Origin of the sequence: Halomonas kalidii (assembly GCF_030010475.1) — a bacterium.
In the GTDB taxonomy this organism is placed as follows: domain Bacteria; phylum Pseudomonadota; class Gammaproteobacteria; order Pseudomonadales; family Halomonadaceae; genus Halomonas; species Halomonas heilongjiangensis.
The window spans coordinates 1-18,032 of sequence record NZ_JASCQN010000014.1 but is presented as its reverse complement, the minus strand read 5'-3'; the positions used below and the strand labels follow the sequence as shown (position 1 = coordinate 18,032).

At 66.3% G+C, this 18,032-nt stretch carries 15 protein-coding genes; 11 read left to right on the top strand and 4 right to left on the bottom strand.

From position 1 onward, the window contains the following. Positions 1–12 precede the first annotated feature (12 nt). Positions 13–1,770: a caspase family protein gene (locus QLQ85_RS02555; protein WP_282737554.1), complete on the top strand. Its 1,758-nt coding sequence runs from the start codon at positions 13–15 to the stop codon at positions 1,768–1,770. 48 nt (positions 1,771–1,818) lie between these two features. On the opposite strand, the gene QLQ85_RS02550 is transcribed toward QLQ85_RS02555, so the two are convergent. Together QLQ85_RS02550 and QLQ85_RS02545 are read right to left on the bottom strand one after the other, a co-directional pair. Then, positions 1,819–2,607, bottom strand: a complete 789-nt coding sequence (locus tag QLQ85_RS02550; protein WP_282737553.1) for a Mut7-C RNAse domain-containing protein — start codon at positions 2,605–2,607, stop codon at positions 1,819–1,821. A gap of 45 nt (positions 2,608–2,652) precedes the next feature. After that, entirely contained in the window at positions 2,653–3,534 is an 882-nt protein-coding gene (locus tag QLQ85_RS02545) for a DMT family transporter (protein ID WP_282737552.1), read from the bottom strand. Positions 3,535–3,902: 368 nt separating this feature from the next. Between QLQ85_RS02545 and QLQ85_RS02540 the strand changes: the two genes are divergently transcribed. Beyond that, entirely contained in the window at positions 3,903–5,516 is a 1,614-nt protein-coding gene (locus tag QLQ85_RS02540; protein ID WP_282737551.1) for a putative bifunctional diguanylate cyclase/phosphodiesterase, read from the top strand. 12 nt (positions 5,517–5,528) lie between these two features. Here the strand turns inward: QLQ85_RS02540 and QLQ85_RS02535 are convergent, their stop codons facing one another. Then, positions 5,529–5,933 carry a hypothetical protein gene (locus tag QLQ85_RS02535; RefSeq protein ID WP_282737550.1) on the bottom strand — a complete coding sequence of 135 codons (405 nt, stop codon included), beginning with the start codon at positions 5,931–5,933 and terminating at the stop codon, positions 5,529–5,531. 259 nt (positions 5,934–6,192) lie between these two features. Here QLQ85_RS02535 and QLQ85_RS02530 point away from each other — a divergent pair, with 259 nt between their 5' ends. The 9 genes from QLQ85_RS02530 (at position 6,193) to hglS (ending at position 16,630) form a co-directional block, all read left to right on the top strand. After that, complete coding sequence (locus QLQ85_RS02530; protein ID WP_282737549.1) at positions 6,193–6,576, top strand: hypothetical protein; 384 nt, start codon at positions 6,193–6,195, stop codon at positions 6,574–6,576. Between the two features lie 514 nt (positions 6,577–7,090). After that, on the top strand, positions 7,091–8,572 hold the full coding sequence (trkI, locus tag QLQ85_RS02525; protein ID WP_282737548.1) for a Trk system potassium transporter TrkI: 1,482 nt from the start codon (positions 7,091–7,093) through the stop codon (positions 8,570–8,572). 37 nt (positions 8,573–8,609) lie between these two features. After that, a complete protein-coding gene (locus QLQ85_RS02520) occupies positions 8,610–10,637 on the top strand; it encodes an ATP-binding protein (RefSeq protein WP_282737547.1) in 2,028 nt (675 codons plus the stop codon). Further along, a complete protein-coding gene (locus QLQ85_RS02515; protein ID WP_282737546.1) occupies positions 10,627–11,340 on the top strand; it encodes a response regulator in 714 nt (237 codons plus the stop codon). Before QLQ85_RS02520 ends, QLQ85_RS02515 begins: the two co-directional genes overlap by 11 nt. 129 nt (positions 11,341–11,469) lie before the next feature. Then, complete coding sequence (locus QLQ85_RS02510) at positions 11,470–11,910, top strand: YtoQ family protein (protein WP_110285508.1); 441 nt, start codon at positions 11,470–11,472, stop codon at positions 11,908–11,910. Between the two features lie 342 nt (positions 11,911–12,252). Continuing rightward, positions 12,253–12,894, top strand: coding sequence for a LysE family translocator (locus QLQ85_RS02505; protein ID WP_282737545.1), 642 nt, complete (start codon positions 12,253–12,255; stop codon positions 12,892–12,894). Positions 12,895–13,005: 111 nt separating this feature from the next. Next, the gene (locus tag QLQ85_RS02500) at positions 13,006–13,392 is read left to right on the top strand and encodes a tautomerase family protein (RefSeq protein WP_282737544.1); all 387 of its coding nucleotides are present in this window, start codon (positions 13,006–13,008) and stop codon (positions 13,390–13,392) included. A gap of 507 nt (positions 13,393–13,899) precedes the next feature. Further along, positions 13,900–15,153: a 2-aminoadipate transaminase gene (locus tag QLQ85_RS02495; RefSeq protein ID WP_282737543.1), complete on the top strand. Its 1,254-nt coding sequence runs from the start codon at positions 13,900–13,902 to the stop codon at positions 15,151–15,153. Positions 15,154–15,268: 115 nt separating this feature from the next. Then, the gene (gene hglS / locus QLQ85_RS02490) at positions 15,269–16,630 is read left to right on the top strand and encodes a 2-oxoadipate dioxygenase/decarboxylase HglS (protein WP_282737567.1); all 1,362 of its coding nucleotides are present in this window, start codon (positions 15,269–15,271) and stop codon (positions 16,628–16,630) included. 202 nt (positions 16,631–16,832) lie between these two features. Here hglS and QLQ85_RS02485 read toward each other — a convergent pair. After that, the coding region (locus QLQ85_RS02485; RefSeq protein ID WP_282737542.1) for a Na+/H+ antiporter NhaC family protein at positions 16,833–18,032 on the bottom strand (1,200 nt) is incomplete at its 5' end.

Below are 18,032 nucleotides of genomic sequence, written 5' to 3'. Positions count from 1 at the left end.
AGGGAGTGTCCCGTGAAATCCGTTCGTGCTATCGATCATAGCTCTGCTTCCCGGCAGCGTCTCTCCCGTGCGTCTCCTGCCTGGCTGGCGGGGGCCGCCCTGTTGCTTGCCGGCTGTGCGCCCAATGGGGCGATGGTCGGGACGGACCTCGATGCCCAGGGCGCCTCGGTGGAGGATCTCTACATCGTCGATTGCCTGCTGACGGGGCAGGTGCGGCGGTTGGGGGGAACCACCTTCCTCACGCCGCGCCGGGCGATACGCACCACCGCGCAGGACTGCCGTATCCGCGGTGGGGAGTATGTCGCCTATGACCGGGCCGACTACCGCACGGCATTGAACGTGTGGCTGGAACATGCCGAGGCCGGTGACCCGGAGGCACAGAACTATGTGGGCGAGATCTTCGAGAAGGGCCTGGGGCAGGAGCCGGACTACGTCTCCGCCGCCACCTGGTATCGGCGTGCGGCCGACCAGGGCTATGCCCGCGCCCAGATCAACCTGGGGTTCCTCCACGAACAGGGGCTGGGGGTCGAGCAGGACAGGACCCGGGCATTGAACCTGTATCGCCGGGCCTCCGGGGCGACCGAGGATCCCCTGGTCTTTCGCTCCGACGTGACCGAAGAGATGGAGGCGCTGCGGGCGCAGCTCGATGCTCGGGTGGATCAGGCGGAACGGCAGGCCCGGACCCTGCAGCAGCAGCTCCAGCGCCTGACCCGGGAGCGGGACGAGCTTCAGCAGCGCCTGGCACAGGCCGAAGCGACGGCCGGTGCGGCCGACGCGGATGCCCGAGCCCGGGAGCTGGCCGAGCAATTGGAAGACGCCCGCAGCCAGGTCGACACCCTCGAGACGCTGTTCCAGCGCGCCAGCCAGGAGCGGGAAGCCCTGGTGGCCCAGATCCGCGAGCTGCCGGAGGCGGAGCCGGAAGCGCAGGCACCGGCCAGCGCCGAGCCGGAGCCCGACGCGCCCGCCGTTCGCGGGCCGGCCAGCTTCGCCGGCATCGACTTCGGTCGCTACTTCGCGCTGGTGATCGGCAATCAGGAGTATCTCTACCTGGAAGACCTGGAGTCGCCGCTGACCGATGCCCAACGCATCCAGCAGCTGCTGGAAAATCGCTATGGCTTCAACGTGACCTTTCTGCCGAATGCCGACCAGGTCCAGATCATGTCGGCGCTGAATGATCTCCATGACCGGATGGGCGAGCAGGACAACCTGCTGATCTACTATGCCGGCCATGGCAATCGCTCGAACCGCGAGGATGGCCGACGACAGCGGAGTTACTGGCTGCCGGTGGATGCCGAAGCGGAGCGTCTGGTGCGCTGGATCAACAATGCCGTGGTCAGTGACCACCTGGACCGGATCCAGGCGCGCTCCATCCTGGTGCTGGCCGATTCGGTATTCGCCAGCAGCATGGCGTCGGACTCCAGCTCCCTGCTGCTGGGCAGCGGCCAGCGACAGCTGAGCGCCGAAGAGATCCGCGCCGGGCTTCAGCGCCGCTCCCGCATCGTCATCTCCTCGGGCGGCGAACGGCCGGTGCCCGATCGTACCGACAGGCCACACTCGCTCTTCTCCCGGTCACTGATCGAGGTGCTGGAGAGCAACCAGGAGGTGCTGCGCGAGAACATGTTGTTCGCCCAGGTGGCCGTCAACGTGCGCCGACGGGCATCCGGCACGGAGGGGCAGACACCGGAAATGCGTCCGATACGGGCCGCGGGTCATGAAGGCGGGGATTTCTATTTCGTGCCGGTGGCGGCGCAGCGGGTGGCCTCACGGTGACCCGATAAGCAGCGATCGCGAGCGGCGGTGCCAGGGGCGGCCTCCTCCCTACCTGGGGGATGGCGGAGGAGCGCCCGATAGAGTGGCGGGACGAACCTGGTACAGCTCCGCCACCAGCTCGCGCATCTTGATCAGATGGCTGCCGTGCCAGTAGAGCTGGCCGCACCCCTCGCAGTGCAGGAAGTCATCGACGTACCGCTTCGTCAGCGGTTCGAGCCGGTGGGCCACCTCGGCCTTCGCCACCGGGACGAGCAGGCCATTGCAGTGGCTGCAGCGGGTGAAGGGCGCGAAGGCGTCGTAGAGGTCGAAGACCGCGCACACCTCCGCGAGCTGGCGGCGCGGCGTATCGGCGCGCACGAAGTGGGCCAGCCGGATGCGCTTGCGCTTGAGCAGGGGACGGTCGCGGGTGAGCAGGATGCGGCCCTCCTCGTCGGTGCAGGCGGCCAGTTCGCCGTCGGTGGCATCGTTGCGGTAGTGGCAGTCGAAGCCGAGCAGACGCAGATAGCCCGCCAGCCGCCCCAGGTGGACGTCCAGCACCCAGCGCGGCGGCATCGGCGGCCGCGGCCGCAAATGGCGCACCTCGGCGAGGGAGGGCGTCAGCGACCAGGGGTAGACCACGACTCGGGGCGCCGCCCCCGCGTCGAGCAGATGCTCGAAACCCACCGAGACCCCATCGACCAGGATGACGTCGACCTCGGTGTGCGGCACGCCGAGCGCCTCGATCGCGTCCTTGATCGAGGTTCGGCGGGTCATGGCATGGCCGAAGGTCCTGCCGCGCCTCTCACGCGGCAGGAAGTCGTTCAACTCGGCATGGAAACGGAAAGTGGCATCGGCCATGCTCTCCCCCCGGTTGACTGGTAGCCTCGAGGGTAGTCTACGCCGCTATGCCACTCCCCGACGGCCCAGCTGGATCATGCGGGTGGCGATGGCGGTGCCGAGCAGGGTGATCAGCATGCCGACCAGGATCTGCAGGCTGAGCCGCTCGCCCAGCAGCAGGTAGCCCCAGATCAGCGCGCTCACCGGCACCAGGAAGGTGACCGTGGAGGTGGCTGTGGCCCCGGCGCTGGCGATCAGCCCGAAGTAGAGCAGGAAGGCCAGGGTGGTACTCAGCACAGCCAGCCCCAGGCCGTTGGCCCAGGCCAGGCCGCTGATCGGCTCGGCGGGCCACAGCACCAGGCCGGGTAGCAGCAGGATCAGCGCCGACATGGCGGTACTGCCCGCGGCCAGCACCCGCACCGGCAGGTGCGACAGGTAGGTCTTCGAGTAGTTGGTGGCCACCCCGTAGCAGAAGGTGGCGCCCAGCACGGCGAGGATGAACCAGCCGTCGCCGCCGAGGGCGAAGTCCAGCCGATCGGCCGAGAGCACATAGACCCCGAAGAAGGCCATGGCCAGGCCCAGGTACTGCTGGCGCAGCACCGGGGTGGCGAAGAACAGGGCCCCCAGCAGGGCGGTGAAGATCGGCGTGGTGGCGTTGATCAGCGAGGTGAAACCGGCCTCCAATCGTGTGGTGGCGAGCGCCAGCAGCGAGAAGGGCAGCACGTGGTTGACCAGCCCCAGCAGCAGCAGGCCGCCCTTGTTCTGCCACACCAGCCTCAGGTAGCGCAGGCTCAGCAGCAGGGGAATCAGCAACGCCGCCCCCACCCCCATGCGCACCAGGATCAGCGGCACGGGCCCGAACTCCGGCACCGCCACCCGCATGAAGATGAACGACATGCCCCACAGCGAGGAGAGCAGGATCAGGCGGAGGGTGTCGGCCGGTGACATGTCTCGTCCTTGTGGGAAGGGAAGCAGCGTACAGATTACGGCTGAAACCCAGGCAGAGAAGGTCAGTCCCACCTCGCGGAGGGGCTCGCCCGGGTATGATCATCGATAGGGCGATCCTCGACCAGGCAGCGATCGTTCCCCTGGGCTACCGAACCAGCGTTGATTTCACCGCTGGCGCTGCCCGTCCAGTGACATACGCTTACATGCGTCGGCGAGTGTTCCCGCGAATGACTGATCACAGAGGTACAGGAGATCGATGTAAGCACCAGGAATGAAAAGGATGGTTCGATATGGAGTTCATTGCCAGGCCTATGCAGAACCTGAGTCGCCAATCCCTCGAGACGCCCCCGTCGCTGGTAAAGCACGCCATGAACCTCGGAGCCCTGGGGCTGCTCCTGATGCTGGGTAGTCTGGTGGTCTATGTCACGGGAGGAACCACCTACGCTTACCCCTACTTGCTGCTGATTCCGGTGCTGCTGGGCGCCGCCTGGTATCTGTTGCCCGGTGGGCTGAGCGTGGCCCTGGCCGCCGGCGTGCTGATGGCGTTCATGCCATTGAATGTCGAGGCAGGGATCTCGCAGATGCCGAGCAACTGGCTGATGCGCGCCGCCATGTACCTCCTCCTGGGCGGGGCGGCCGGCTGGTTGTTTCAGTCGCGGCGCCGAGCGGCCGAGGAGCGGGTCGCGATCGCCCGCATCGATCCCCGCTCGGGGCTACCCAATACGGTTGCCCTGGAAGAGGATCTCCTGAAGAGCCTGTCGCAGCAGAAGGGGGGGAAGTCGGTAGGGCTGATGCTGGTCAGGATCACCGATATCACGGACATCATGGAGGCCATGGGCATGGATGCCTCCGATGAATTGGTCCTCGCCATTGGCGAGCGCCTGCGTCAGGCGATTCGCGATGGGGCGACGGCCTACCGGTTCAGCAATGCCGAGCTGGCGCTCATCGTGCATGACATCGAGGCGGAGGACCTGCCACGCATCGCCAACCGGTTGGTCGAGATGGGGGAGGAGAGCCTGCAGATACAGCGGGTGCCCGTTCGAGTACAGCTGGTGATGGGCAGCAGCATTTCAACGAGTGGGGAGGACTCGCCCGAGACGTTGATTCGCGAGGCGAGGACCGCCATGTTCGCCGCCATCGAAAGGCGGCTATCCCACAGCAGTTATTCTCCCGCCTTCAGTCGGCGCACGGTGCAGGCGATACGCTTGATCGCCCGGGTGAGGAAAGGCCTGGCCGAGGGCGAGTTCGAACTGCACTATCAGCCCAAGATTCGCCTTGCCGACGGCAGGGTGTGCGGCTGCGAGGGACTGATTCGCTGGCGTGGCAGCGACGGTCGCCTGATCCCGCCGGGGATGTTCATGCCCAAGGTCGAGAACACGACCCTGATCACTCCTGTCTCCCGCTTCGTGGTCGAGGAGGCGAGCCGGTTTGCCGAAAGGGACAGGGACCTTGGCGAGCTGAGCATCAACCTCTCGGTGCATAACCTTTATGACGAGGAGGTGCTGAACGTCGTCAAGGAACTCGCCGAGCGATCCCGTTCACAGCGGTATACGCTGGAGGTGGAGATCACCGAAAGCGCCCTGATCGGCGATCTGGGGGCGGCGTCCGAGGCCATACAGCGACTACGCGATTTCGGCGTGGGGGTGAGCATCGACGACTTCGGCACCGGTTTCGCGTCGTTCGAATACCTTCGGCACCTGCCCATCACGGGCCTCAAGATCGACCGGGCCTTTGTCGTGGGTCTGGAAGAAGACAAGCGAGCACGCGATCTGATGGCCTGCATGATCGACGTGGGCCATGCCCTGGGGTTGGTGGTGACCGCCGAAGGGGTGGAAACCTCGGGACAGCATGAGTGTCTACGCGAACTGGGCTGTGATCAGGCACAAGGGTTCTACTTTTCACCGGCGCTGCCCACGGCGGAGTACCTCGAGTGGTGTCATGATTACGCCGCCCGGCAAGCGGGTGGCGCTGGCCACCCCTGAGCGGGAAGCGGTTCAGCGCCGCCAGCCGCGCCTCAGGCGCCGTGCCGTGGCCTGCCAGAAGCTGGCCGGCGAGGTGCCCGGTGGTGCGGCGAGCATCTCGATGGCTTGCTGCAGGGGCTGGAGGATGGCGTCCAGGTGCTGGTGGCAGAGCGTGCTGTTCAGTGCGCCCGGGCACTGGGCGAGCAGCAGACCGCACTGGTAGCAGGCCGCATCCAGCGCCTGCCGGATGTCGTCGGACGAACCGGCCAGGTCACGGCAGTCGCGCAGCTCCCGCGAGAGCATCATGAGCAGGCCGGTGTCGAGCCAGCAGGGCAGGCTATCGCGCTTCCCGCCGCCAGCCATGGAGTGCTTGATCGCCTGGAAGGAGACGTGCAGAAAGACGGCGGTGTAGTACACCTTGGGGCGTTCCGCGTTCATGGAGGCCAGGGCTCGATAGAATGGTAACGAAAATCATTCTCGATAGTAGGCGAGAAGCGAAGCGCCTGTCAAACCGCGCCGGTTACCGGCGTCGCCCTGTCTTCCGGGTGCGACAGACAATGAAGTTTCGTAGCCATGGGCGTTCCAGGAGCAGGTTCATGACCTGTTAATGCCCGCTTGAAAGGGGACTAAGGGAATGCCTGACATATAACGTTTCGCAGTCGATGAGGGCTATTCTCGATATATATGCGAGTGGCTGTTGGTGCTGATTTTCTGGTATGTTCGGCGCGACTATGTCGCTGATGGAGAGACGATGACCACAGAACTGACTGATTTTGAGCAGAACATGCGTCGTGAGATCGACGCCTTCCTGAAGCCCGAAAAGAGGACGGAGCAGAAACCGGCTCAGCCGAAGGTCAAGGACGCCGCCAGGCCCGACCCGGAGGGGCAGCCGGCCGAATCCTTCAAGACCGGGCACATCGTCAAGCTGGCGGTGCGCAAGAAGCAACTCGAGATGGACACCGTATTCGAGCATGTCTCCTCCAGTATCTCCCGGCTCGAAGCACAGCTGGAAGCCGAGAAGGCCGCCAGGCGGGCGGGCTACCCCATCATCGGCTACGTCATCGAGACCCGGCGATTGTAGGGACGCCTTACCTGTGGTCCTCGTTGCCGGCCTGCCAGGCCGTGGAAGTGCCCAGGGGCGTGCGGTGGCAAAAAGAAAAAGGCCCGCCGGGGGGAGGCGGGCCAAGGCAGGGAAACTCACAGAAGCTATGCAGGGTGCTTGCGTGAGCCACCCTGGCACTTTAACCGTCGAGCACGAGGCTGCATGTCAGCCCAATCGGGCGGTATATGTAAGCCATTAGCTACAACGCTGTATGGGCAATGTCTTAGGTTGGTATTTGTCAGTTTATGGTATCGATTCAGGCATCAGTCGAATGACTTACAGGGTGTCAGTCCCGGGGCAGTGGAGTTCCCATCGGCGGCGCCGTGGTGACGGCGAGACGCCAGAAGGGTCTTCCCGTGCTCGAAGTTTTACGGATTTTTTAGAGTCAGGCGTGATTCGATGACCCCCTTGGTGCCCTGTCTGGCGCTCGGTTGCCGGGCAGGGGTGTCCGCCCTTGGCGCGATCACGGATACAGGGGGCGCTCGTTCCCGCGATGAATTCGCTGTTCTTGCGTGTGGGGGGCCGTGTCCAGGACTGGGCCCCGGTATTCAAGGTGTTGTCGGTACTGTGGCTGGTGTTGGCCCTGTTCATGGTGCTGCCCTGGGCGGTGCTGGTGATCGAGGGGGAGCCCGACGCCATGGCGTTCGGCCTGTCGATTGCCATCGTGCTGGCCGCGGTGGCGCTGACCTGGCTGGCCACGATGAACGTGAGTGTCGAACTCAAGCCGTGGCAGATGTTCGTGCTCACCACCCTGAGCTGGGTCACCATCAGCGGGTTTGCCAGCCTGCCGCTGGTGCTGGCGGCATCCCGGCTCTCCTTCACCAATGCGGTGTTCGAGTCGGTGTCGGCGATCACCACCACCGGGTCGACGATTCTGGTGGGCATCGAGTTCCTGTCCGATGGCCTCAAGCTGTGGCGCGGCATCATGCAGTGGCTCGGTGGCATCGGCATCATCGTCATGGGCATCGCCATCCTGCCGTTCCTCAAGGTGGGTGGCATGCGCCTGTTCCATACCGAGTCCTCGGACTGGTCGGACAAGGTGATGCCGCGCACCGGCGGCATCGCCAAGGCGACCCTCGGCATCTACTGCGGTTTCACCTTAGCGGCCATGCTCGCCTACTGGCTCGGCGGCATGGCGCCGCTGGATGCCGTGGTGCACGCCATGACCTCACTGGCCACCGGGGGCTTCGCCAATTCCGATGCCTCCTTCGGCGCCTACGCCGACAGTCCCCTCCTGCTGTGGATGGGCAGCCTCTTCATGCTCGCCGGGGCCTTGCCCTTCGTGCTCTATATCCGTTTCCTGCGTGGGTCGCGCCTGGCGCTGTGGCGCGACCAGCAGGTGCAGGGGCTGCTGCTGCTGCTCGCGGTGGTGATCCTGGTGCTGACCGGCTGGCGGATATGGCTGGGCACGCCGCCCTTCGAGGCGCTGACCCATGTCGCCTTCAACGTCATCTCCGTGGTCACCACCACCGGCTATGCGTCGGACGACTACAGTGCCTGGGGGGCACTGGCCGTCGTGGCCTTCTTCTACCTGACCTTCGTCGGCGGCTGCAGTGGCTCCACCAGCGGCGGCATGAAGATCTTCCGCTTCCAGGTGGCGGCGATCCTGCTGCGCAACCAGCTGCGCTTCCTGATCCATGCCCATGGCATCTTCGCCTCGCGCTACAACAATCAGCCGCTGACCGACGACATCACCCGCGGCGTGGTGGCCTTCTCGTTCTTCTTCTTCCTCACCATCGCCGGGCTGGCCCTGGGCCTGGCCATGATGGGGCTGGATTTCACCACGGCGCTTTCCGGGGCCGCCACGGCCGTGGCCAACGTCGGCCCGGGGCTTGGCGACACCATCGGCCCCGCCGGCAATTTCGCGTCGCTGCCGGAGGCCGCCAAATGGCTGCTCTGCGTGGGCATGCTGCTGGGACGGCTCGAGATCCTCACCGTGCTGGTATTGCTGACGCCGATGTTCTGGCGCCAGTAGGCTGACGAATTCCCCGACCTCGAGGACGACCGGATCGATGAACGCCACTCCCGAATCACGCCCCGCCAGTGATCCGCCACCCGCGGCAGCGCCAGGCGATGCCGAGCAAGTTCGCCGGGGGGCGGTGAAAGGCGTGCGCCTGCTGGTGGCGCTCAGCGGCGGCAGCGAGGACGCCGCCCTGGTGCGCACCGCCCATCGCCTGGCCGAGCGCGACGGCGTGCGCTGGCGAGCGATACACGTGGACAACGGCCGCGACGACTCCGAACGCCGGCTGGTGCTGGAAAAGGACTTCGCCATGGTGCACCGGCTGGGCGGCGAGACCCGGGTGCTCCAGGGGAAGGACCGGGCCGCGGAGTTGCACGACTATGCCCGCGAACATCGCATTGCCACCCTGCTGGTGGGCTGTTCCCGGCCTTCCGGCTGGCGTGTCTGGCGCCGCACCCTCGCCGAGCAGCTGCTGCGCCGCGGTGGGACCTTCGACCTGGTGGTGGTCGCGGAGGCCCGGCAGCGCCCGCGCTTCCGGCCGCGGCACGCCTGGCAGCCGCTGCGCTGGCGCGAGCCGGTGGTGGCCCTGCTCAGCATCCTGGGCGCCGTGGCCGTGGCCGGAGCGCTGGACGCCTGGCTGGAGCTGGCCAACCTGTCGCTGGTGTTCCTCGCCGCGGTGCTGGCCAGTGCCACCCTGGCCGGCACCCGGTCAGCGATGCTCAGTGCCGCGCTCGGCTTCCTGGCCTTCAACTTCTTCTTCACCCAGCCGCGCTTCTCCCTGGCCATCGTCGAGCACGGACAGCTGCTCACCGTGGTCTTCTTCCTGCTGGTGGCGGTGGTGGTCGGCCAACTCGCCGGCAGCGGGCGACGCCGGTTGCTGGCGTTGCGCTCCAGCCGGGAACAGACCCACCGGTTGCTGACCTATGCCCGCGCCTTGTCGGCCGCCACCGACCGGGACCAGGTGGGCGATATCGGGGTCACGTCGCTGGAGCGCTGGCTGGGCGTTCCGGTGGTGCTGCTCGACCGGGATGAGGAGGGCGCCGACCTGACGATCCGCCACGCGGCCCCGCCCGGCATGACCCTGGACACGGGGGCGCTGACGGCGGCGGGCTGGAGCTGGCAGCATCGCCAGCCCAGCGGCCGCGGCACCGAGAACCTGCCCGACCAGCAGTGGCGACTGTTGCCCCTGGTGGAGCAGGGGCGAGTGCTGGGCATCGTGGCCCTCAAGCTGGCGGTGCGCGAGACGCCCCCGGGACCCGATCAGGAGGCGCTGATCGAGGCGTTGTCCAGTCAACTGACCATGGCCCTGGAGCGTACCCGCCTGGTCGGCGAGCTGGGCACGGCGCGACTGTCCGAGGAGAACGAACGGCTGCGTTCGGCCCTGCTGTCGTCGGTCTCCCACGATCTGCGCACGCCGCTGGCCTCGATCATCGGCTCGGCCAGCTCGCTGCGTGATCTCGAGCCGCAACTGAGCCGGCAGGACAGGCATGAGCTGCTCGAAGGCATCCTGAGCGAGAGCGAGCGGCTCAACCGCTACATCCAGAACCTGCTCGACATGACGCGCCTGGGGCATGGCGGCCTGCGGATCGAGCGGGACTGGATCTCGCTGGATGACCTGGTGGCCGCCGCCCTGCGGCGGCTGGGCCCCACGCTCGAGGGCCTGGAGATCGAGCGTGACTGGCCCGAGGACCTGCCACTGCTGCACGTGCACCCCGCGCTGATCGAGCAGGCCCTGGTCAACGTGATCGACAACGCCGCGCGTTTCTCGCCACCCGGTGGCCGGGTCGGCATCCACGCCCGCCTCGACGCCGCGCAGCGGCAACTCGAGGTCAGCGTGACCGACCAGGGGCCGGGCATCGCTCCCGAACTCCGCGAGGCGGTATTCGACATGTTCTTCACCGGCGGCGAGGGCGACCGCAGCCGCTACGGTACCGGCCTCGGCCTGGCCATCTGCCGTGGCATGCTCGGCGCCCATGGCGGCGGCATCGATGCGAAACCCGGGCCCGGCGGCATCGGCACCAGTATCGTGATGCACCTGCCGCTGCCGGCTGACGAAGGGGGGGACCGCGATGATGACTGATCGCCAACGGGTGCTGATCGTCGACGACGAGCCGCAGATTCGCCGCTTCCTGCGTATCAGCCTGGTCTCCCAGGGGTTCGAGGTGCTCGAGGCCGCGACCGGCGCCGAGGGAGTGTCGCGTGCCCTGGACGAGGCGCCCGACCTGGTGCTGCTGGATCTGGGACTCCCCGACATGGACGGCCAGACGGTGCTGGATGCGCTGCGCTCCCGCAGCTCGGTCCCGGTGATCGTGGTCTCGGTGCGCGGGCACGAGGCCGAGAAGGTGCAGGCGCTGGACACCGGCGCCAACGACTATGTCACCAAGCCGTTCGGCATCCAGGAGCTGCTGGCGCGGGTGCGCTCGCTGCTGCGCCACCACGGAACAGCCCGTGATGATCCGGCGGCATTGCGCTATCGCCGCGCCGGCCTGGTCATCGACCTCGGCGCCCGGCGAGTCAGCCTCGACGACGCGCCGGTGCACCTGACGCCGAAGGAGTATGCCGTGCTGGAGCGCCTGGTGCGGCACGCCGGGCGTGTGGTGACCCAGACCCAACTGCTGCGCGAGGTGTGGGGGCCGACTCATGCCCACGATACCCACTACCTGCGCATCGTGGTCAGCAGGCTGCGCCACAAGCTCGGCGACGACCCCCAGGCGCCGTACCTGCTGCAGACCGAGGCGGGGATCGGCTATCGCCTGCTGGCGGAGCCCGACCCGCCCGCCTGACGATCGGCTCGACGTTCTTCGATGGCGCCGCGGCGAGATCCCGTGTGGTCATGAACATGGAAGCAATTTCCGTAAACATGGCTCGATGAGCTATCATGACGCTCTCGATTCATCATCTGGAGCCTCCGCATGAGCTTTTACGTCTATCTCTCCGGCGAGATCCACACCGACTGGCGCGACGAGATCCGCCGCGGCGCCGAGGCCGCTGGCCTGGACATCGTCTTCACCTCGGCGGTGACCGACCACGACGCCAGCGACGCCGCCGGCGACCACCTGGGCGAGGAGAGCCAGCCCTTCTGGCGCGACCACAAGTCGTCCAAGGTCAACGCCATCCGCACCAAGACGCTGATCGAGCAGAGCGACCTGGTGGTGGTGCGCTTCGGCGACAAGTACAAGCAGTGGAACGCGGCCTTCGACGCCGGCTACTGCGCGGCCCTGGGCAAGCCCTACGTCACCCTGCACGGCGAGGAGATCATCCATCCGCTCAAGGAAGTCGACGCCGCGGCCATGGCCTGGGCCACCACCACCGACCAGGTGGTCGAGATCCTGCGCTACGTCACCCGGGCCTGATCGTTTCGGTCGCCGCGGAGCGTTCCCGTGATCGGCGACCGGCTCGCGACCTGATTCTGCTCGGCGGTGCGGTCGCGTCAGCCGCCGGGTTTCTTTATGCTCGTCCCATGGCCGCATGGGGCAGAGCCTGAGGGCTGCCAGCGCTGGGAGGCCCTAGGGGGTCAGACCCCGGCGGTGTCGAATCCCCTCGCTACGGCACGATGACAAGCCTGGTAACTCGGCTGGGGTCTGACCCCATAGGGGCGGGCCTCGGCGCCTTTAGTCGGCGAACATGCCGTCAACGTCGGGAAAACCCGGAAATCTCGCCTCAGGACGAGGCGTGTCGGGGAAAGGGAGTTCACAGTGGATGGATTGACCTGGATTACCTATGTCGGCGTGATCACCGCCTTGATCGTCTTTCCCGGCCCGGTGGCGCTGCTATGTACGAGCCATGGCCTCAAGTTCGGCCGTCACCGGGCAACCGCCACGGTGCTGGGGGGCGGTCTGGCCTCGCTGGTCTTGATGCTGGTCTCGGCGTTGGGGCTGGGCGCTATCCTGGCGGCCTCGGAGACGGCCTTCTCCCTCCTGAAGGTGGTGGGTGGCGGCTACCTGATCTTTCTCGGCATACAGGCCTGGCGGGCCAGGCCGCAGCCGCCTTCCCCCGAGCTGGACAGTGCGGTGCCGGATCCGCAGGCGCCGAAAGCATCCATTGGCAGGCTGTTTCGCCATGGTTTCATGGTGGGTGTCAGCAACCCCAAAGATCTGCTGTTCTTCGCGGCGCTGTTTCCCAATTTCATCGCCGTCGGGGAGCCCCAACTAGTGCAGTTCGCCATCCTGGCGCTGACCTGGTTGGTGATCGATACGACCCTGATGTCGATCTATGCCGCCATGGGCTCGGGCCTGGGCCGCTGGTTCAATCGTCCCGGTCGGGTCAAGGCGTTCAATCGGGCCACCGGCGGTCTCTTCATGGTGGCCGGGGGCTCGCTGGCGGCCTCTGGGCATTAGGCTTCATATCCGACACCATGCCGATGGCCGCCGCTCGGTGCGACACATGATGGACCAGGCAGCGTACTGGTTTCATGGAAATTGCTCGTTACACCTATTGCAGGAGGCATCGTGATACTCATCTACGGAATCAGGGAACACCTCAACCCCATCAAGGCGCAGCTGTCTGATGTGATTCATGGGTGTATGCAATCCGTTCTCGGCATGCCGGAGGATAAAAGAGCGCACCGTTTCATCCCGATGGATGCAGAGGATTTCTATTACCCGGGCGGTCGTACTCCAGCCTACACCGTCATTGAACTCAATATGATGGAGGGGCGGTCTATAGAAACCCAGAAAGCCCTGATCAAGGCACTCTTCTCAAGGGTTCACTCCGAGGTTGGTATTTCACCTGTGGATTTGGAGGTGACGATCAACGAGCAACCAGCACATTGCTGGGGGTTTAGAGGCATGACGGGGGATGAGGCCCGTGATCTGAATTACAAGGTAAAAGTGTGAGAAGAGCCTCAGGTTAGTGAACCTTCACTAGCCACTTTGCTGTTGCGCTAGAAGGGAATCGCCGAGCGACGGGGCCAACCTCATGTTATCGCCCGTCTGGCAACCCTGGATGACATTGCGTTTGGCCGATGACACAACTCAATACGCACCTAAAGTTGCCGGGTGCTCTGATCTTGCCCGGTGATCGTGGACAACCGGGTCATGCGCGTTTCCTGGCTTCTCGTGCCCCTCGTGCCCCTCGTGCCCCTCGTGCCCCTCGTGCCCCTCGTGCCCCTCGTGCCTCTCCGTGAACGACCCGATGGGTGACGCATCCAGCCGCATCTGTCTTCTATCTCATTCCCTTTTTTCGTCTTGTTATGGCCTCTTCTACGTTGATTGTGGGGTGTGTCCTCTTTAAATGATTCCTTTTTGGAATAATTGGGGGATTTTTTTTCGTTTGCGGCGTCTCGGGTGGTTCTGTTCTGATGATCGACATCATGTTCGTCAGGTAAGGGAATGAGTCGCCCAATGGATCTTCATCATGTCAGTGCATCGCTCGGCATCATGCACCCTCTGTGCATCGCGCGAGGGCGCAACGCCGAGGTGTGGGACGAGGAAGGCAACCGTTACATCGACTTCATCGGTGGCATCGGGGTGCTGAATCTGGGGCATGGCCATCCGACCGTGGTCGAGGCGGTGCAGGCCCAGGTCGAGACGCTGATGCACTCCGCCTTCAATGCCTTGCCCCACCGTGGCTATCTCGAGGTGGCGCGGGAGCTGAATGCCTTCGTGCCCGTTGCCTATCCGCTTTCCTGCATGCTGACGAATAGCGGGGCCGAGGCGACGGAAAACGCCTTGAAGGTCTCACGGGCAGCGACGGGGCGTCAGGCGGTGATTGCCTTCGATGACGGTTTCCACGGGCGCACCCTGGCGGCCCTGAACCTGAACGGCAAGGTCAAGCCCTACAAGAGTGGCCTGGGGACGCTGCCGGGGCCGGTCTATCATCTGCCATTCCCCAGCCCCGATAGCGGGGTCACGAGCGACCAGGCGATGGACGCCCTGACCCGGCTGTTCGAGGTCGAGGTGCCTGCCGATGCGGTGGCCTGCGTGATCGTCGAGCCGGTGCAGGGGGAGGGCGGTTTTCGGCTGCTCTGCCCCCGCTTTGCACAACGCCTGCGTGCGCTGTGCGATGCCCATGGCATCGTGTTGATCTTCGATGAGATTCAGTCCGGCTTCGGGCGCACGGGGGGGCGTTTCGCGTTTCCCCGCCTGGGCGTGGAGCCCGACCTCCTGCTGATGGGCAAGAGCATGGCCGCGGGGCTGCCATTGGCGGCGGTGGCGGGCAAGGCGGCGCTGATGGACTGCCTGCCCAGGGGCGGCCTCGGCGGCACCTATTCCGGTAATGCCGTGGCCTGTGCGGCCGCGCGTGCCGTCATGGCGGTGATGACCGAGACGCAGCTCGGCCAGTGGGGGGCGCGACAGGAGGCCGCCATCGTGGCTGCCTACCAGCGCTGGCAGGCGAGTGGCCGCTTCCCGATGCTGGGGGCGATGACCGGTGTTGGCGCGATGCGCGGCATCGTCTTTGAGGATACCGAGTCGGCCAGCGGTGCCGAGCATCTGGCGGCGCTGCTGACGGCGGCACGGAAGGCAGGCGTGCTGCTGATGCCCAGCGGTCGGCGGCGCAATGTGCTGCGCTTGCTGGCGCCCTTGACGACCGAGCCGGAGGTGCTCGATGAGGGGCTGACCAGGATCGAGCAGGCGCTGGAGACGCTGCAGCCATGAGCGCCCGGCTGGCGCCTCTCGGCACTGTCATGGTGTCACCCGCTGCAGGCTCCGATGGGGGCGCTGCGGCACGTTCAACTCAAGCTCACTATCATGGAATCGCGAGAACCTGATGATGTCCCAGACCGTTTATCTTTCCCCGGATGAGATCCGCCAGCGCTTCTCCCGGGCCATGTCGGCCATGTACCAGGCCGAAGTCCCCCAGTACGCGACCCTGCTGACGCTCGTTGACGAGGTCAACCGGGAGACGCTGGCCGCCGACCCCGCCCTGGCAGCACGCCTGGCCGAGCAGCATGAGCTCGATCGCCTGGATGTCGAGCGCCATGGCGCCATCCGGGTGGGCAGCGCCGCGGAGCTGGCCATGCTGCGTCGGTTGTTCGCCGTGATGGGCATGCACCCGGTGGGCTATTACGACCTCTCCGAGGCGGGCGTTCCGGTGCACTCCACCGCCTTCCGTCCCATCGACGACGCGGCGTTGGCGCTCAACCCCTTCCGCATCTTCACCTCGCTGCTGCGCCTCGAGCTGATCGAGAACGAGTCGCTGCGTCGGCGTGCCGAGGCCATTCTGGCCAGCCGGGATATCTTCACCCCCGGCGTGCGCGAGCTGATCGAACGGTACGAGGCCCAGGGCGCGCTGAGCGAGGAACAGGTCGAGCGTTTCGTGGCCGAGGCGCTGGAGACCTTCCGCTGGCATCGTGATGCCACGGTGGACCTGGACACCTATACGGCGCTGCAAGACGAGCATCGCCTGATCGCCGATGTGGTCTGCTTCCGTGGCCCCCATATCAACCACCTGACCCCGCGCACCCTGGACATCGATGAGGTGCAGCGGCGCATGCCCGCGGTCGGCATGAATTCCAAGGCGGTGATCGAGGGGCCCCCTCGCCGTGACTGCCCGATCCTGCTGCGCCAGACCAGCTTCAGGGCGCTGGAGGAGCCGATTCGCTTCGCCGGCGAGCGTCAGGGCACCCACACCGCCCGCTTCGGCGAGATCGAACAGCGCGGCATGGCGCTGACCGCCAGGGGACGTGAGCGCTACGACCGCCTGCTCGGCGAGGCGCGTCGCCGCGGCGTGGGGCGCGACAACGAGGCGCACCAGCAGGCACTCGCCGAGCTCTTCGCCGATTTCCCCGATGACGAGGAGGTGCTGCGCCGCGAGGGGCTGGCCTTCTTCGACTACCGGCTGACCGAGGCGGGCGAGGCGGCCGGCCCGGTGGCTACTCGGGATCTGGAGGCGCTGATCGCCCGTGGCCTGGTGAAGGCCCGTCCGATCACCTACGAGGACTTCCTGCCGGTGAGCGCGGCGGGGATCTTCCAGTCGAACCTCGGGGGCGGCCAGAACGAGGCCTATGCCGGCAACGCCAACCGCGATGCCTTCGAAGCGGCGCTCGGTGCCCCGGTCACCGATGAACTGATGCTCTACGCCGAGCGCGAGACCGCCTCCCGGGAGCGGGTGCTGGCGGCCCTGGCCGGCTGATGGAGCGATGGCGAGGTCCACACACCGGGCGCCTGCGGCGCCAATCGCCGGCTAAAGCCAGCTCCCACGGGGGCTGGTGTGGTACGAGCCTGCTTTAGCAGCGGTCCGACGCATCGGCGATAGGCCCGGATCAACCACGAAGCCCAGCGGCCTGGCCGCTGGGCTTCGGTCTTCGTGGCCCCGCCATGGGGCGGGGCGGTGGTCAGCTCGACGGCCGCGGGCTGGCGATGGGCGCTTCGCCGGCCGGGCCGGCGGCCCCCAGGTCGGTGGCGATGGCCTCGCCCTGGTCCTGCCAGAGTTGCCGTTCCTCCTCGCTGGCGCGGGGGGAGAACAGGCCGGTCTGCGCATAGACCAGGCCGATCACCGGGGACAGCCAGCAGGCGAAGGCCAGCGGAATGTACAGCAGGTTCTCGACATTGCCGTCGGCGATGCCGAGCGCCAGGGCACTGATCACGAAGGCCCCGCCGGCGTTCCACGGGATCAGCGGCGAGATGAGCGTTCCGCCTTCCTCGATGGCGCGGGACAGGTTGAGGGTCGAATAGCCCATGCCGCGGTAGGTGGGGGCGTACATGCGGCCGGGCAGGGCGATGGAGAGGTAGGGGTCGCCGGCGACCAGGTTGGTGGACACCGAGGTCAGCACCGCCGCGGTCTGCACTCCCTTGAAGCTACGCACCTTGGTCATGATCGCGCGGATGATCGCCTCCAGGCAGCCGGTCTTCTCCAGCGCACCGCCGAAGCCCAGCGCGATGAGCACCAGCGAGATGGTCCACATCATCGACTGGATGCCGCCGCGGTTGAGCAGGCTGTCGATGGCGGCGACGCCGGTATCGATCGAATAGCCGCTGTTGGCATAGGTCAGCACATCGTGCACGCCGACCCCCTGCACGAGCATGGCGGTGACCGCCCCGGCCAGGGCGCCGGCGAACAGCGACGGGATGGGCGGCATGCGCTTGACCGCGAGCGCGATCACCAGCACCGCCGGCAGCAGCAGCCAGGCCGAGATGGTGAAGTTCGCCTGCAGCGCGGCGGTGATGGCATCGATCCGCTCGAAGGAGGCGCCATCGTCGTCGATCAGGGTGAAGCCCGCCACCAGGTAGATGACGAAGGCGATCAGCATCGCCGGGATCGTCGTCGGCATCATGTTCTTGATATGCGAGAAGACGTCCGTGCCGGTGACCGCCGGGGCGAGGTTCGTGGTATCCGACAGCGGCGAGATCTTGTCGCCGAAGAAGGCGCCCGACACCACCGCGCCGGCGGTCCAGTACATCGGGATGTCGAAGCCCGCGCCGATGCCCATCAGCGCCAGGCCGACCGTGCCGACCGTGCCCCAGGAGGTGCCCAGCGCCAGCGAGACGACCGAGCAGAGCAGCATGGCCGCCGCCAGGAAGATGGCCGGCGAGAG

Excerpts from the sequence above, each read along its gene's own strand:
- QLQ85_RS02550 (WP_282737553.1), bottom strand. The coding sequence starts at position 2,607 with ATGGCCGATGCCACTTTCCGTTTCCATGCCGAGTTGAACGACTTCCTG.
- QLQ85_RS02545 (WP_282737552.1), bottom strand. The coding sequence starts at position 3,534 with ATGTCACCGGCCGACACCCTCCGCCTGATCCTGCTCTCCTCGCTGTGG.
- QLQ85_RS02540 (WP_282737551.1), top strand. The coding sequence starts at position 3,903 with ATGAACCTCGGAGCCCTGGGGCTGCTCCTGATGCTGGGTAGTCTGGTG.
- QLQ85_RS02535 (WP_282737550.1), bottom strand. The coding sequence starts at position 5,933 with ATGAACGCGGAACGCCCCAAGGTGTACTACACCGCCGTCTTTCTGCAC.
- trkI (WP_282737548.1), top strand. The coding sequence starts at position 7,091 with ATGAATTCGCTGTTCTTGCGTGTGGGGGGCCGTGTCCAGGACTGGGCC.
- QLQ85_RS02520 (WP_282737547.1), top strand. The coding sequence starts at position 8,610 with ATGAACGCCACTCCCGAATCACGCCCCGCCAGTGATCCGCCACCCGCG.
- QLQ85_RS02515 (WP_282737546.1), top strand. The coding sequence starts at position 10,627 with ATGATGACTGATCGCCAACGGGTGCTGATCGTCGACGACGAGCCGCAG.
- QLQ85_RS02510 (WP_110285508.1), top strand. The coding sequence starts at position 11,470 with ATGAGCTTTTACGTCTATCTCTCCGGCGAGATCCACACCGACTGGCGC.
- QLQ85_RS02495 (WP_282737543.1), top strand. The coding sequence starts at position 13,900 with ATGGATCTTCATCATGTCAGTGCATCGCTCGGCATCATGCACCCTCTG.
- hglS (WP_282737567.1), top strand. The coding sequence starts at position 15,269 with ATGTCCCAGACCGTTTATCTTTCCCCGGATGAGATCCGCCAGCGCTTC.